This is a genomic window from Enterobacter cloacae complex sp. Mu1197, assembly GCF_040059225.1.
Taxonomy (GTDB): domain Bacteria; phylum Pseudomonadota; class Gammaproteobacteria; order Enterobacterales; family Enterobacteriaceae; genus Enterobacter; species Enterobacter quasiroggenkampii.
Genome location: NZ_CP157375.1, coordinates 4,045,566 through 4,061,654, shown reverse-complemented (window position 1 = coordinate 4,061,654; position 16,089 = coordinate 4,045,566). Strand labels below are relative to the sequence as shown.

At 52.3% G+C, this 16,089-nt stretch carries 14 protein-coding genes; 3 read left to right on the top strand and 11 right to left on the bottom strand.

The genetic code is table 11. The features are described 5' to 3' along the window. Positions 1–47 precede the first annotated feature (47 nt). The 9 genes from ABFV38_RS19065 to ygjG all read right to left on the bottom strand — a co-directional run bounded on the left by ABFV38_RS19065 (position 48) and on the right by ygjG (position 9,522). Positions 48–674 carry a hypothetical protein gene (locus ABFV38_RS19065; RefSeq protein WP_069719935.1) on the bottom strand — a complete coding sequence of 209 codons (627 nt, stop codon included), beginning with the start codon at positions 672–674 and terminating at the stop codon, positions 48–50. 32 nt (positions 675–706) lie between these two features. Continuing rightward, positions 707–1,444: a molecular chaperone gene (locus ABFV38_RS19060; RefSeq protein WP_235403235.1), complete on the bottom strand. Its 738-nt coding sequence runs from the start codon at positions 1,442–1,444 to the stop codon at positions 707–709. Continuing rightward, the gene (locus ABFV38_RS19055) at positions 1,410–1,940 is read right to left on the bottom strand and encodes a fimbrial protein (RefSeq protein WP_235403236.1); all 531 of its coding nucleotides are present in this window, start codon (positions 1,938–1,940) and stop codon (positions 1,410–1,412) included. Before ABFV38_RS19055 ends, ABFV38_RS19060 begins: the two co-directional genes overlap by 35 nt. A gap of 9 nt (positions 1,941–1,949) precedes the next feature. Then, positions 1,950–2,492, bottom strand: coding sequence for a fimbrial protein (locus ABFV38_RS19050; RefSeq protein WP_235403237.1), 543 nt, complete (start codon positions 2,490–2,492; stop codon positions 1,950–1,952). Positions 2,493–2,502: 10 nt separating this feature from the next. Further along, a complete protein-coding gene (locus tag ABFV38_RS19045; RefSeq protein ID WP_348957823.1) occupies positions 2,503–3,519 on the bottom strand; it encodes a fimbrial protein in 1,017 nt (338 codons plus the stop codon). Then, complete coding sequence (locus ABFV38_RS19040; protein WP_229226359.1) at positions 3,520–6,075, bottom strand: fimbrial biogenesis usher protein; 2,556 nt, start codon at positions 6,073–6,075, stop codon at positions 3,520–3,522. A 110-nt stretch (positions 6,076–6,185) separates the two neighbouring features. Beyond that, the gene (locus tag ABFV38_RS19035; RefSeq protein WP_235403243.1) at positions 6,186–6,824 is read right to left on the bottom strand and encodes a fimbria/pilus periplasmic chaperone; all 639 of its coding nucleotides are present in this window, start codon (positions 6,822–6,824) and stop codon (positions 6,186–6,188) included. 223 nt (positions 6,825–7,047) lie between these two features. Beyond that, positions 7,048–7,596 (bottom strand): fimbrial protein BcfA, encoded by a 549-nt coding sequence (locus ABFV38_RS19030; protein ID WP_045910048.1) that lies wholly within the window; start codon positions 7,594–7,596, stop codon positions 7,048–7,050. Between the two features lie 546 nt (positions 7,597–8,142). After that, positions 8,143–9,522 (bottom strand): putrescine aminotransferase, encoded by a 1,380-nt coding sequence (gene ygjG / locus ABFV38_RS19025; protein ID WP_348957821.1) that lies wholly within the window; start codon positions 9,520–9,522, stop codon positions 8,143–8,145. 435 nt (positions 9,523–9,957) lie between these two features. On the opposite strand from ygjG, the gene ABFV38_RS19020 reads away from it, so the two are divergent. Next, positions 9,958–11,478: a methyl-accepting chemotaxis protein gene (locus ABFV38_RS19020; RefSeq protein WP_348957820.1), complete on the top strand. Its 1,521-nt coding sequence runs from the start codon at positions 9,958–9,960 to the stop codon at positions 11,476–11,478. Between the two features lie 337 nt (positions 11,479–11,815). Then, entirely contained in the window at positions 11,816–13,375 is a 1,560-nt protein-coding gene (locus ABFV38_RS19015) for a methyl-accepting chemotaxis protein (RefSeq protein WP_048028929.1), read from the top strand. Here the strand turns inward: ABFV38_RS19015 and ABFV38_RS19010 are convergent. Further along, positions 13,372–13,866, bottom strand: coding sequence for a PadR family transcriptional regulator (locus ABFV38_RS19010; protein ID WP_045910044.1), 495 nt, complete (start codon positions 13,864–13,866; stop codon positions 13,372–13,374). The genes ABFV38_RS19015 and ABFV38_RS19010 overlap by 4 nt on opposite strands. Before the next feature lie 147 nt (positions 13,867–14,013). Here ABFV38_RS19010 and ABFV38_RS19005 point away from each other — a divergent pair, with 147 nt between their 5' ends. Next, positions 14,014–14,778, top strand: a complete 765-nt coding sequence (locus tag ABFV38_RS19005) for a siderophore-interacting protein (RefSeq protein WP_348957818.1) — start codon at positions 14,014–14,016, stop codon at positions 14,776–14,778. Here the strand turns inward: ABFV38_RS19005 and ABFV38_RS19000 are convergent, their stop codons facing one another. Continuing rightward, positions 14,779–15,948 carry a DNA repair protein gene (locus ABFV38_RS19000; protein WP_045910042.1) on the bottom strand — a complete coding sequence of 390 codons (1,170 nt, stop codon included), beginning with the start codon at positions 15,946–15,948 and terminating at the stop codon, positions 14,779–14,781. Between the last annotated feature and the right edge of the window lie 141 nt (positions 15,949–16,089).

Genomic DNA, 16,089 nt, shown 5'->3' with positions numbered 1-16,089 from the left:
GTCCGATGACGTGCTTTTGCGCGTCATCGGAAAGAAAAGCGTTCGGGCTATCCTTTGGCTTTCTGAATCGCCATGATTAATGCATCAGCAGAAACATTGCCGGACATAACGCTAATGCGCTGAATGACGGGATCTTTTTCCTGAGGCAAAACGACAAACGCTGGCATGTTGGTAAAACCGATCTGCTTCACTAGCGTCACGTTTTCCTGTAATGCTTTGTTTGCCGACCCGGCTGAAGGCAATTTTTTAAAGATAAAACGCACATCCGGATTGGCATGGATAAGATCTTGTGTGATGTTGCAGTTCACACAGTTTTCCTCCACGAAAGCCACCACGGCGGCTTTTGCGTCAACGGGGCCGACGACGGGATCGCCGGCGGCAAGTAACCGATCGCGATGGATCACGGCATTTTGCACCATGGCTTGCTGCTGGGCTATCTGTTGACGCTGGCGAAGGCTTTCGCCCGCCGCAACCAAAAACTCAGGATGCTCGGCAAGATAGGTCGAGACAATTTCCCCTAATTTTTCAGGGTGTGCAGCGAAATAGGCTTCTGCCGCTTTTCCTGTTTGCTCGATCTGCTGGGGCGTGGCGGGCTCTGCCTGCGTTGCGGTGGAGAAAACAAGTGCCGCAGCAAGGGGTACTGAGAGGCGACAAAGGACGGTAGGGACTTTCATACTATTATTCCGTAAAAAGAGTAAGAACTGGACTACGACAAAAGTGTTTGCATTCGAACAGGCATAATGCGGCCATAGTCATTAATCGTTTGCCAGCGTACCTGGCACAGCGCGGCGTCTATACAACCTTCGAGCTCGCGCTTGCTAAAAGGGGCGACAACGCCGCCGTCGGGTATGTTCTTCCCCCCGAGGCTGAGCTGATAAAGCGTGATGTAATAAGGCGTCGGGTTATACACGACGACCTTACTTTTGCTTCGCGACCAGCGTAGAGCCTGATAAGCATCATCAGGATTACCGGTGAGCCCGGCGGGGCGATAAAAAAGTTTAAAGCGTGAACGCACTGCAGTCTGAACGCCTGCGGAGTGCTTGTTCGCAGAAGGAATAGCCGAAACGCTTAACGTGAACAGCGTTTCGCGATCTTCAGGTATGACGCCTCCCGTAAATATCAGGCGAACCGTGTTTTCACGTTCAGGATGCAATGAAAACAGCTGTGGCGTGGCGACAAATGCCGATTGCAACCCGGGCGGGGTTTCAGAGCCTGCCCAGAGGCCGCCTGGCTCGACTTTGGTGTAGATCAGGTAAGAAGCGTCAGAAGGGTTACGGACAGAAAAACTGATTGATTTCTCTCGTTCCGGATAGACAAAACGTGTTCCACCGATCGTGACCCCTGCCCTTGCCTGGGACACGGTCATCGAGAATAAAAAGAGAAGCAGCATCGTCGCCGGAAATAAACGTTCACGCATAATTAAGAATAAATGTCGTCGTCGCATTTGCCGTCCCCGTGGTGACGGTACTGGCAGTGGCAATGTAGCGGGCGTAAAAATGCAGAATGGCGTCGCTTTGATGAGGGATAATCAAGACCTCCTGGCTTTTACTTCCGATGGAAATCAGCGATTTGTCCTGATTGTAAATACCTACACCGATGCCCGTCGCATAGCCTTCACCGCCGATGAGCGTTAGCAAATCGGGGTTTACCGTGTCGGGTGTACCATCAAAGGTAATACTGACGGAGCCTTCTGTTCCGGCACAGTTTTCCACATTAATGGCAAACGGGTGATAATCGGCCCCCATACCCGGTTGGGTGAAGTAGAGGCTTTGAACGCTGTCCATTGGGACCGTCAGCGTCTGTGAGTCAGGCGCGATAGTGCACGTCTTTTTATGGATAACGCCAGTGATATAAATTGTACCGTCGTGCGCCAGTGTACATTCAGAAAACAATGCCACCAGAAAAAGCGCGGTGAATATCATTGTTAATTTTTTTTTCATTTCCGCATCCTACTGATAGAGCAAATCAAAATACATAATGGCCGTTGCATTCCCAGGCGTAACCGCTGGCAGAGTAGATTTATACCGTAAATTAAACGTCAGGCTATTATCGCCTTGCTTTAACGGATAGATTGCTGATTCCACATTATTTATCTTGATTGGATTCAGTTCGGCATTGAGAAGCTCCACGCCAACGCCGGTCGCCATTTCGGTGGCCGTGCCTTTACCCGTGTCGCTCAGGGCTAACAGATCGGGATTATTACTATCGGGCGTACCGCTGAACCAGACTTTTGTTCCCTGGATGGCACGTGAACAATTATTCAGGTCGATGGTAAACGCTTTTTCTGGCGACGTTGTTCCCGGTACTGGAAATTCCGATGCGTCAAAGTCGCCCAGATCAACCGTTTGTTCTTTACTGTTCACATCAACATCACAGGACTCACCAATAATGGTGCCGAATATCTGGAGGTTCATTGACACGCCATCATCCGCATAGGTGACCGGTATTCCGGAAAACAGCATCGCCAGCGGGAAAAAATAAACGATTTTCATTATTCACCCCTTACGCAAAATCGATACGTAAACATGCCAGAGCTGTGAAAACACCTTCTGCTGGAGCATTGCCTGTGGTGCTGATAGGGTAGGTTTTTAACGTTACATCGGCATGGCCCGTATCATCAGTAATAAAATCAGCGACACTGGACGTGTCGTTAGGGATCATGACGGTGCCATTTTCGTTGGTTACCACGACGCCAACATCTTTATTATCGGTTGCAAGCGCCTGGCTAACGTGCGTGTCTGCTGTTGCCACCAGTCGAAGCGTGAGATGCGCGGGTGATATCACGTCCGCATTACATTCGACAGGAACGTTAAAGGTTTTTACCGGCGCGTTATACGGCTTCTCACCGACGGTCGTGAAGGAAGAACTGTTTAGTTTTCCCAGGTCAACAGTGATCACCTGCCCCGCATTAATGACGCAGTTTTGCGGCACGGTTACGGCGCCGTTGTACGTAATTTGATAAACAATAGTATTCAGCGGGTCAGTGTTCGTTGTTGTAACATAAACATTGAACATCACTTTATTGGGGATAATCACCGTGCCAATAAACGGTTTGACAATTTTTATTCTGAACACCAGATTGGAATCATATACTGAAAAGGGTTCGTTAAGATCTTCTTTATCGACCCTCCAGTCTTTCCCCATATGGATGTAATCCTCAGGGGGATAATAATCACCAATATCAGAGTCGGTAATGCGCATCGCGCCCGCGATATAGGTTGGATCGAGGCTCATATATTTCCACTGATCTTCTGTGAAGATAACCGGAAAGGGGCTTCGGTATGAACGATAGGTTCGAGAATCCCCGTCAGGGTGTTGCGCGCATATGGCTTCGACGCCCACATCCTGTGACTTAATCAGTTCAACAGCCTTTCCCAGCTGGTTTTCTTCTTTGGTCAACGTCGTTGACAGATCGTAATTTACAATCGTAATGCTATTTGAAAAATTATGGCAGATCACCGCCAGGCTTTTCGCTGACGTGACAAGACTCAGTAATAAAATAAAAATACGTAATTTCACCTATCGGCACTCCGCTTTTAAACGCACGAGGGACTGCTTTGTTTCAGTTAGCTTATAGATCGCAATACATTTTTTATCGCGGGTGTCGCCCCATTGCGCCGTCAGGGTGCCTGTTGAGCCCAGCCCTGACAGATAAGCTTCGCCGTTCTCGCCTACAATCGTGTCTCCCCCTTCATCACCGCGCGTGACAATGGCACCAAAAGGCACTGGTTGACCGTTATGAATTAATGAGATCATGGCACGATTGCCGGAGCGGGCTTTGAAGGTCGCGCGTACAAGGGCACCCTGGGTGGGAACAACCTGGGTAACGGCCTCGTCAATGTCCAGGTCGTCGCTCAGGGAGTTGGTATTCAGCGCCATACGGTTACGGTGGTATGCGCTGGCGTACGGCACAACGGCATAGCCTCGCCAGTCAGTGTGGATCCCGGGTCCGTCTTCAACCTTAACGTTGCTTGCGCCTGGCGCTGCGATCAGGACATTGGTATCGCCTAACGGCTGGCTCAAGGTAATGCCATTGCGGTGGGCGACAATACCGCCGCTGAGGCCATAGTTTATCTGTTGGTAGTCACCGTTATTACTGTAGTTGTACCCCAGGTTCGCATTACCGTAGGCGCTATCATATTCCGTACTGACGCTACCGCTGGCACCGGCATGCTGGTTTTGATAACCCTGCTGAACGCTGTAGCTCAGGTTGTTATCCTCAAGCAGCGTTCCGTTAATGCCCGCTGTGTTGGTAACCCTACCATTATCATCGGCGCTCATGCCGTAAGTGGTATAAATGCTGTTTAAACGTTTGGTCACGTCTCCACCCGGGTGGAGCCAGAGATTAAGCGGGAATGAGAGCGTTAACGAATAAATGCGATCGCTGTTGCTCATGCCTGGCGCTTTATTGTAGTTATACGTCAGGTTATAGCTCACGCCTGCTGCCGTTCCGCTATAGCCTAGCTGCAGAAGCGTGTTTTTTTCATCGGTATGCCAGTATGTTTGCTGACTGCCGTTGAGGAAAATCGACCCGGCCTGACCCAATTGCTGGGAAATATTGGCCTGTAACTTACCGCGTTTGGTGTAGTAGAGATTGTAATAATCAGTCCACACGGGCTCATGGTCTTCGGTGCCGTTATTTGGATCGTCCTGGCCGATATACCCTTTCATCTGCTTATAGGTGGTTTCATCCAGCGTATAAAAACCGGATGTTGAGTAGCGATAACCTAACAGCTGGAAGTTGGTTCCAACGTTGTTCAGCGATTTTGCATATAAAAAACGTATTGATTGCCCGCTGTGCGAACTACCGTCGCTCAGTTCGCTTTGGGCATGGGTGAAATCGGCCGAGACAGCACCAAAGTTACCAAGGTTTACGCCGGAACCGGCGGCAAAGGCGGCGTATTTTTCCGTCAGCTGAGAACCGCCATAAACCGTAAATCCTTTGGGTAAACCCCAGATGAGCGTCCCCTGGACAAAGTTCACGTCCTCTTGCTGATCGCTGCTACTGCGATAACGGGCAGCGGTAGCGGAATATTTTACGCTACCTTCACGCTGTAAAACCGGAACCGCAGAATAGGGTACGGAGTAACTGTTGATCGTACCGTCAGATTCTTTTACCTCGACATTCAAATCGCCGCTGGATGAGGTGGGGTAAAGATCGGTAATCGCAAATGCGCCTGGCGGGACATAGCTTTGATAGATGGTGTAACCGTTTTGTTTAACCGTCACCTGCGCATTGGATTTCGCGATCCCGCGAATGGTGGGGGCAAAGCCCTTCATGCTATCCGGCAGCATGTTTTCATCCGAATTGATCTGCACTCCCCGAAACGGCAGGCTATCGAAAATATCCGACGTTGTGTAATTTTCACCTATTGTGAGCTTGCTCTTCAGTGGGATAACGGCACGTTCAACGTAGGTTTTAATGTGTTGCCAGTCTGTGTAAGTCTCTGAACCGCTGCTGCTGTAGTTCCATGTGGAAAAATCCCGCAGTCGCCAGGGACCCAGGTTAAACCCGCTGTTCATTCCCAAAAAGTAGTTGTCGGTTGTCGAACCATGATCGCCGCTATTACGGCTGTGTGAACCCGTAAAGTCGTAATTCAGCAACAGGGCATTGATCCCTTCATCCCATTGTTCTGGAGGAATATAACCACGTGCGTTATTACGCAGCGCAGCTTGCGGGATGCTGATATCCAGGCGTTGCCGTTCAAAATCAAAAAGGGTGCTGGCCGCAGGGATGGCAGAAGGTAAGTCCGCACACTGGCTCTCTTTTTCGTCTTTCAAGCCTGGAAATGCATCGACATTAACGCCCATTGCATCCAGTGATTTGAGCGATAAACAGGGCGCGAGCCCCGTATCATCATCTGTGGGTTTTGACACCTTACGAATATTAAAGGTGATGTCGCGCGTGGCGATAAAATTGTCATTCAGCCAGACGTCTACGCGGTAAACCCCGGGCGCCTGACCTGAAGTACTAAAACGGGATAAATCCGCAACCGCAGCAGGATCGCTTGAGAGGAAGGCAGGGTTGAAATAATAGTTTGCATCCGCGCTAACGGATGATAAGGCACCGAGCATGGCCAGTGTGAGAGGGGCCAAACGATGAATGACAATCCTTGTCTGATACTTACGACACTTCATTTTTCCTGCCTGCTTCAACGCGCTATGTTCGTGTTTTTTCGGGAACGTTATGCTCCAGGGCATGACTGAACAGGTGTGGTAGCACCAAAATCATTAACCGTCTGGAAACTCACCTGGCTCCCGCTTCCTGCCGGGAGATCAATGACCAGACTGTTCATGGGCGAAACCATTGTGTTTGTTAATTTCGCGCTTCCGACTTTGAGTTGAACCAGAGAAACGTAATAAGGCGATGGGTTTTTGATGGTCAGTTTGCCGTTAGCCAGCGCGCAACGCAGCGTCTTTGGCGCATCAATGGACGGCGTCGGTAACTTTTTAGGACGAATAAAAAGCTTAATAACGCTTTGGGTCGCAATCTGCAGCGTATTTCCCTGCAACTTGCTTTTATCGACCGCCGGGATGGCTTTACTGTTGAAAAAAAAGACGCTTTCTCTGTCCGTAGGCAGATCCGGTCCAGCGTACATTATTCGCACAGTGTTTTCTTTTTTTGGATGCATCACAAAAAGTGGGGGAGTAACAATAAAATCCTGAGATTTAGACTGGTCAGCATTTGCTACCCAGGATTGCACTAAAAAGGCATTGTTCTCGGAAGTATTCGTAACAGGCAATGCAATCTGCTTATCACCCTGCGGATAAATGATTCGCGTTGCGCCAAGGCCGATACCACCAGCGTGAGCCATAGTCAGCATTGAAGCGGCTAATAAGAAAGAATGAGTAATCAGCTGGCTGATAAAAGTTGCTGGAGTAATTCGTGTCATTTATATTTCACTTTCTTAAATATATAACTGAATACACAGGACACCGTATTTCGTTTAATCCTCTGTATTCAATACATATAAAAATGCGTGTTTACATTGAAAAAACCTCCTTCACACCGGGGCGTGAAGGAGGTTCAACAACCTTCCGTCCAGATCAGGAATAAACCATCTGGAAAGTTGCCGTAGACGCTACGTTACCCGGTGTTGCCGCGCCAGTCGCGATATAGTCAACGCTCAGTGGAATGATATTTTCACCGTTAATCAGACCGATCGCTGAAGACGTGGTTCCCAGGTCAAGTTTTTTACCGTCAGGGCCAAACAGTTGCAGAGCAACGTTCAGCGCAGACCCTGCACCCGCAGTATTCGCCATCGCACCCGGCTGAGTGGCATCCTGCTGGGCGTTAAAAATGACGGCTGCATTTTGGCTCACGGTCGTGTCGCAGTCTTCCAGCTTGATGTGGAAATCTTCTTTCTGATTGGCCAACATTCCGCTTTCAGTCAGTTTTACGGTACGAACCTGGCTAAGAATTACGGTCTGGTCGACGGAGTCTGCAGCGACTGAACACGCTGCATTCACAACCTGACCTACGAAGTTAACGGTACCGCCACTTACCGTTACCGTTGTGCTTTCCGCTTGTGCATTCATGGTTACAGCGCTTGCCATTGTGGCCGCAACAACCATTGCTAAGACATGCTTTTTCATACAAATCCTTTTAAATAAACAGTTCTCTGTCAAGTTGAAACAAAATTGTAAATACCTGAATCAAATAATGCTGGTTTAAAAAGCCTTGATATACAGCATTATACAATAAATATGTTTCGCACATTCTCGTGATGTTCCGGGGAATTATTTTATGCGCTGATAAATATTATATCAATCTGTTGATTTCTCATTTTAAATTAGAAATTCTAAATGTATTTTTAACTTTATCTTTATTAATTTTTAGTATGAATTAGTGCATTAAATACTCGCCGCGGTGAAATTTTGCGGGTTTGTATCGCTGAGATTGATAATTGGAGTGTATTATTAAGCGTTGTCTTACGGTAAAGATTAAATATTTAATTTCGGGCTGAAATTACACGTCAAGGGAAGAGGCTATTCATTTTCATTATGGAATACTTGATTACAAATTGAAATGATTCGCGTCGGCGCTATAGTCACCTCTTCTTGCGAAAGCTGTACGGTCCGGGAATGAAGTCAATATCTGTCAACTCTGTTCCCGGACCGTACAAAAGAAAAGAGGAATAATTATGTTTCTTCCACTTTTACCCGCAGCGCCACCAGCGCTTTACGCGCCGCTTTCAGCACCTGCTCACACTGCTCAATCGTCAACGTCAGCGGGGGTTCCACGCGGATGGTTTTTGAGTTGTTGAGCGTGCCGGCCACCAGCACCCGCTGGCGGAACATCTCGCTCGCGAAGCTGTAGCCGATTTCGTTGTCAACAAACTCAATGGCCATCAGCAACCCTTTGCCGCGCGCATCCTGGATCAAATCCGGGAATTCACGGCCCAGCTGGCGGAAGCCGTCCAGCAGCATGTCGCCTTTTTGCTCCGCCTGCGCAGGCAGGTTTTGCTCCAGCAGCACGTTGATGGTCGCCAGCGCCGCCGCACAGGCCAGCGGGTTACCGCCAAAGGTGGTGGTATGCAGGAACGGATTGTCGAACAGCACCGAGAAGACCTCCTCGGTGGCCACCGTTGCGCCAATTGGCATCACGCCGCCGCCGAGCGCCTTCGCCAGGCACAGGATGTCCGGCTGCACGTTCTCGTGCTCGCAGGCAAACATCTTGCCGGTGCGCCCCATCCCGGTCTGGACTTCGTCGAGGATCAGCAGAGCGCCAAACTCATCGCACAGCTGACGCACGGCGGGCAGATAGCCCTGCGGAGGGAGGATCACGCCGCCTTCACCCTGAATCGGCTCCAGGATCACCGCCGCCACGTCATCGCCGGTTTTACGGCATTCACTCAGCACGGTGCGCATGGCGTTGATGTCGCCAAACGGCACGTGGCGGAAGCCCGGCAGCAGCGGCATAAACGGTTTGCGGAAGGTGGATTTGGCGGTAGCAGACAGTGCGCCCAGGGATTTCCCGTGGAACGCGCCGCTGGTGGCGATAAAGGTGAATTTCCCGCGCGGCGACTGATACGCTTTGGCGAGTTTAATCGCCGCTTCGACCGATTCCGTGCCGCTGTTGCTAAAGAAGCTGTACTTCAGTTTGCCGGGCGTTAAGGCCGCCAGCGTTTTCGCGAGCATGGCGCGAAGCGGGTCGAGCAGTTCCTGGCTATGGAGAGGTTGTTTCGCAAGTTGATTCTGTACGGCGGAAACCACAACTGGATTACGGTGCCCCACGTTGAAGATACCAAAACCACCAAGGCAATCGATAAACTCCTGTCCCTGGGTGTCGACAAGCGTGTTCAGACTTCCCGCTTGCCACTCTACGGCTCCGTAATCCCCGCCGGCGGTAACAGATTTGCGATACTCCAGAAACCCTGGATTGACGTGCTCTTTAAAGTAATCGATGACCTCTCGGTTAAGTTGTTTCATCTCCTCATGATCAAGCGTTCGCTTCTCAATGAGATTCAGTGCGTGCGCGGTACAGGCAAGAGCCGAGGCGCTGGAAGGTAACCTGTTCAAAATGTGCTCCCGGGGATCGCGTATCACATGATACTGGTTTAAGTATTGCAGGGATTACGCCACTTCAGATGCCTTAACGAAAATCGGGATAAACGCCAGGTTAAAATAATGTTGCACAATATTTAATCATGCCGATAGAAGCCAAACGGGATTTAGCGGTACGGGGTAGAGAATATAAAGAAGGGGGTAAAAGCGCCGCTGCACTAAAGAAGTGCATACGCTGCGACTTAAGCGGGCATTAACGGGTCATGCTTTGTGGGTAATTTCTCTGCGAAAGTATTTGAAATCAATGGATTAAGAAATCGTACAAAAAGTATGGTTTAAGTCAAATCTGCGATCTCCATCAAGTTTAACAACTAAAGATAAATTGTTTACCGCCGAAAAAACAATGACCCACAAAATTAACATTCAAATAACCTGCAAGGGATGCACGCCATGTCCTCTCCAACCTATGTCACCCAGAATGAATATCCTCTGGACGATGACACCACCTTAATGTCTACCACAGACATCCACAGCTACATTACCCACGCCAACGACACCTTTGTGCAGGTGAGCGGTTACCAGCTCGATGAGCTGACGGGCCAGCCGCACAATATGGTGCGCCATCCCGATATGCCAAAAGCCGCGTTTGCCGATATGTGGTACACGCTGCAGCAGGGCGAGCCGTGGAGCGGGATTGTCAAAAACCGGCGCAAAAACGGTGACCACTACTGGGTGCGTGCTAACGCGGTGCCGATGGTGCGCCGTGGGCAGGTGACGGGCTATATGTCGATTCGCACCAGAGCCACAGCGGAAGAGATCGCCGCCGTGGAGCCGCTCTACCGGGCGCTGAACGACGGGCGCTGTAAAAAACGTATTCACAAAGGGCTGGTGGTGGGAAAGGGCTGGCTGGGTAAACTGCCGGCCATGCCGCTGCGCTGGCGCGTGCGCAGCGTGATGGCGGTGCTCTTTGCCGTACTCGCCGCCACGCTGGCCGCGACCTCCGCAGGCTGGACGCCGCTCGCCGCGGCCGCGATGGTGATGCTGCTGGGAACGCTGCTGTTTGAGCAACAGATTGTCCGCCCGATCGAGAATGTGGCGCGACAGGCGCTGAAGGTCGCCACCGGCGAGCGCAATAGCGTGCAGCACCTGAACCGCAGCGACGAGCTGGGCCTGACGCTGCGCGCGGTAGGGCAGCTTGGCCTGATGTGCCGCTGGTTGATCAATGACGTGTCGAGCCAGGTGGTGAGCGTCCGTGACGGCAGCGACAGGCTGGCGCAGGGAAATGAAGATCTGAACGATCGTACGCGTCAGACCGTCGCGAACGTGCAGCAGACCGTCGCGACAATGAACCAGATGGCCGCGTCCGTTCAGAGTAACTCCGAAACCGCCGCCGAGGTGGACAAACTCTCCGTGGCCGCGAGCAGCGCGGCAACGAAAGGGGGCAATGCGATGCAGACCGTCGTTAAAACGATGGATGACATTGCCGACAGCACGCAGCGAATTGGCTCGATTACCTCTCTGATTAACGATATCGCTTTCCAGACCAATATTCTGGCGCTGAACGCGGCGGTTGAAGCGGCAAGGGCAGGCGAGCAGGGTAAAGGGTTTGCCGTGGTCGCGGGCGAAGTCCGCCATCTTGCCAGCCGCAGCGCCAGTGCGGCTAATGATATTCGTAAACTCATTGATGCCAGCGCCAGCAAGGTGCTGTCCGGCTCTGAGCAGGTACACGCTGCGGGCCGTACGATGGATGATATCGTTGTGCAGGTGAAAAACGTGACGCAGCTTATCGCCCAGATCAGCCACGCGACCTCCGAGCAGGCAACCGGGTTATCAGAGTTAACCCGCGCGGTGGCTGAACTTGACAGCATCACGCAGAAAAACGCCGACCTGGTGGAGGAGAGCGCGCACATTTCTGCCATGGTGAAACATCGCGCCGGACGTCTTAAGGATGCGGTGACCGTGCTCCATTGAGTCAGTCATGTTCCAAAAAAGCCGTTTATCCCATAAGGAATAAACGGCTTTTTATTTTTCTCATTGTGACTATTAATGTGGTTTATTGTTAATTTAATATTAAATAACTAAAGAAAGTGCCTCAGTTATTTATTCCTGCCTAAGTCAGTTCTTCAGAATCCTGTTTCAAAAATACCCCGTTTGACGGTCTGGTAACGATCGATGAAGCAATATTAATAGTCTACACCTATGCATTGTGAGGGTTATGAAATAAAAAAACGATCAAAGTCATAAAGTTAGCCAATCCGTTACCGATAACAGCGATCGTCTGAGAAATAATCACATCGATGGAGTAAATATGTTCTTACATGACGTAAAGATCGGCACGAAATTATTTCTGGCGTTTGGGTTCTTTATTGTCCTGATGGCGATCAGCGCAAGTGTGTCTTTGCTGAGCCTGAACCGGGCAAATAATGGGATGCAATCCATTATTACCCATGACTATCCGACCACGGTAAAAGCGAACCAGTTAATCGATAACTTCCAGGAATTTATTAGCACTCAACAGCTGATGCTGCTGGACGAGCAGGGGACTTACACAGGGCAATCTCAGCAGCGCCTGAAAGAGATCAGCGAGCATATTACGGTGATTCTGGGCGAGCTGAACAACGCCTTGCAGGATCAAAAGTCTCAGCAGGTGCTGGCGGATATCCGCAGCGTGCGCCAGCAGTATCTGGATTCGCGCTACCGCATTTTGCAGGCGGTGCAGAACAACAACCGTGCGGGCGCCATTCAGGAGATGATGACCACCACCCTTGCCGTGCAGCAGGCTTATAAAGCGAAGGTGAAGGAGTTGATTGCCATTCAGAACAGCGAGATGCAGCGTGCGGGTACGCAGGTGGAAGGGGATTTCAGGTCTAACCGTCTGCTGCTGATCCTGCTCACGCTCTTTAGCGTTGCGGCAGGCAGCCTGATTGGCTGGTTTATCGTGCGCGCTATCACCCGCCCGCTCGGTGAGGCGGTGAGTTTCGCAAAAGCGATTTCAGAGGGCGATCTGACGGGCAGCATCACGCCGCACGGCAAAGACGAAACGGGCTTGTTGCTGCATGCGCTGATGGAGATGAAGACGCGACTGCTGGACATTGTGCAGCAGGTGCAGACCGGCTCAGAGAATATCTCCAGCGCAGCCGCGCAGATTGTCGCCGGGAACCAGGATCTGGCCGCACGCACGGAAGAGCAGGCCAGCTCCGTTGAACAGACTGCCGCCTCGATGGAGCAGATCACCGCGACGGTGAAAAATACCGCCTCGCATACTGGTGAAGCGACCAATCTTTCTGCCGATGCCGCCACGGTGGTCAAAAACAACGGTGAGATGATGAAGCAGGTGACCAGCAAAATGCGCCTGATTAACGAGACCTCCAACCGGATGTCCGACATTATCGACCTGATCGACGCCATTGCATTCCAGACCAACATTCTGGCGCTGAACGCGGCGGTGGAAGCGGCGCGCGCCGGTGAGCATGGCCGCGGCTTTGCGGTTGTCGCCGGAGAGGTGCGCCAGCTTGCCCAGAAGAGCGCGTCGTCTGCCAGCGAAATCCGGGAGCTGATTGAGAGCTCCACCAGCCAGACCCAGGACGGGATGAACCTGGTCGAAAAAGCGAGTGGGCTGATTAATGGCATGGTCGGCAACGTGGAGGAGATGGATGCGATCCTGCGTGAGATCCGTCAGGCCAGCCATGAGCAGACGGAGGGGATCTCGCAGATCAACAGCGCGATTGGCCTGATTGACGCCACCACCCAGCAAAACTCCGCGCTGGTGGAGGAGTCCGTCGCGGCGGCTGCATCGCTTAACGAACAGGCGATGCACCTGAAAGAGCTGGTACGCGTCTTCCGCGTGAGCGAGCACGCACCGGCTTAATCCAGCTGAGAGATCTCCAGCGCCGCGCGGTCAATCACGCCGATAATCTGCTTAAGCTGCGCGTCGCTGAGCTCTCCCTGATTTACCTTCAGGTCCAGTACCGCTTTGAAGTTATCCAGCGCCCGCTTCATCTGCGGGTTTTTGCGTAGCTGAAAGCCGACGCTGCGCGCTTTGATACGCACCTGGATCTGTTCCAGCTGTTCCTGGTTTTCATCCAGCCAGCGTTGTCCTTCAGCGGTAATCGCAATCCGCTTACGCCCGTTTTCTTCTTCCGTAATGGTGATAAACGTCTGATCCTGCAGATAATCCAGGGTGGGATAGATGACGCCCGGGCTCGGGGTGTAGTTTCCCTGCGTCAGGTTCTCGATCTCTTTGATCAGCTCGTAGCCGTGGCTTGCGCTACGGGTCAGGATATCCAGAATCACCAGCCGCAGATCGCCGTGGCCAAAAAAGCGCGGTCTACGTCCGCCGCCATCGTGTTCGTGTCGCATAATATGCCCTTCATTTTGATATATCTAAACTATATCTAAGATATATTCAGATGCAATCTAAAAGATCTTGCATTTTTACTTATTAGTAATCATTATCATTTGAAAATTGATTTAGATATATCGTATTCATCAGAAAAGGGTCTAAAAATGGCATCTACCCGTTATCCACAGCGTGTTCGTAATGACCTGCGTTTTCGCGAACTGACGGTGCTCCGCGTTGAGCGCGTCAGCGCGGGTTTCCAGCGCATTGTGCTAGGCGGCGAGGCGCTGGAGGGCTTTAGCTCCCGCGGTTTCGACGACCATACCAAAGTCTTTTTCCCGGCATCCGGGACGACGTTTACGCCGCCGGTGGTCACCGATGAAGGCATCGACTGGGGTGACGGCGTGCGTCCGCAGGCGCGCGACTATACGCCGCTCTACGATGAGGCCCGTCATGAGCTGGCGTTGGATTTCTTCATTCATGACGGCGGCATAGCCAGCGGATGGGCGCTACAGGCGAAGGTAGGCGATAAGCTGACCATCGGCGGCCCGCGCGGTTCGCTGGTGGTGCCGGAGGATTACGCCTGGCAGCTGTACGTGTGCGACGAGTCCGGCATGCCCGCGCTGCGTCGACGCTTAGAGAGCATTGCGCAACTGCCGGTTCGCCCGGACGTGCAGGCGGTCGTGACGGTTGGGGATGAATCGTATAAGGACTATCTGGCGCACCTGAGCGCGTTCAACATCACCTGGGTAGTGGGCCACAGCGAGCAGGCCGTCGCGGACCATCTGGCGACGCTGACCGTTCCGGGGGACGATTACTTTATCTGGCTGACCGGGGAAGGGAAGGTGGTGAAAAGCCTGAGCCGTCAGTTTGAAGCCGACGCCATTGACCCGCAGCTGGTGCGTGCCAGCGCATACTGGCACGCCAAATAATCAGGCTGCCGAATCCAGCTGCGCTTCGCTCACCTGATGTTCGAGCGAGGCGCGGACCTCGTGCAGCGCTTTCTCCTGCTGAGCAAAGTACGCTTCCATATTGCTCAGCGAGGAGACCAGCAGCCAGGACTCCTCTTTCTCCAGCTCCGCCAGCTCGTTCACTAAGGTGTCGATCTGCTCGCGGACCTGCGCCATTTTTTTGCGGATACGTTCCAGATCGTTCAGCCTGTCGCTGGCCATCAATGGCTCGAAGCCCTGCTGCAGGCGGGCCACCAGCGAGCGAATGGCTTTCACATCGCCGCGCTGCTTCGCCTGGTTAAGCTGCACCATCATGTTGTTGGCTTCTTCTTTCAGATCGTCCGCCACCAGATCCGGGTGGCAGAGCTTGCTCGCCTGCCGCCAGAGACGCTTGAGTTCGTTCTGGTCCTCTTGCGAAAGATGCTTACCTTTGCGCAGCCGCACTTCGGCATCGTGATGCTGTTCGCGATACTTCTCGTACTCTTCGTTGGCCTCGTCGCGAGCCTGACGCGCAGGCTCTTCTTCGCGCGTTAAGCCGCTCTCCAGCTCCTGCGCTTCGGCCAACAGGTTGGCAATCAGATTGCTTTGCTGCTCCAGATGCTTACGCGCCTCGGCGGCCTGGACGGAGTCCGCCGGGAGATCGCGCCAGCGCTGGGTGAGCGTCGCCAGCACCTCTACCGCCTGCGCCATATAGTGCTGGCAGCGACGGTAATCCTCCTCGCGACGACGCGCTTCCGCCTGCTGACGACGCAGGTTCAGCTCCGCCAGCGTTTTACGCAGGGCGAGGATCTGCTGCATCAGCGGCCCGAGGCGGGAGAAATAGAGATCGTTGAACTCATCAAGCTGCTGCACCCGCGCGTTGCGGCGGTCAATCAGATCGCGCAGACGCTCTTCCAGCGCCTTCAGCTCCAGCTTGCTGGCCGCCACCTGCGGATCGCGCCACGGGGTCACGGCGCGCTGGCCCTGCAGCCAGGCGGTAATGGCCGCCATGGCCGCGGTGTAGTTCTTCTCCTCAAGCGCCACGACGATTGCCTGTAGCTCATCGTCAAACGCTTCATTTTTCAGGCGTGTCAGCTGGCTCTGGATGATGTCATCATCTTCCAGCTCAATGGCATTTTTAATGATTTCTAGCCGTTTGATCGGTGTGCTCATGATGCCTTTCGCTTTGGCGCTTAAGTATTTGAGTTAAGGTTAGTTGTTGTAAAAGCTACAGGAAATAATACACACGGATGATGATCGGCGCGATGGGGGATTTCTTTAGTTTTGCAGTTTGTGAGTATAGGAACTGGAGGG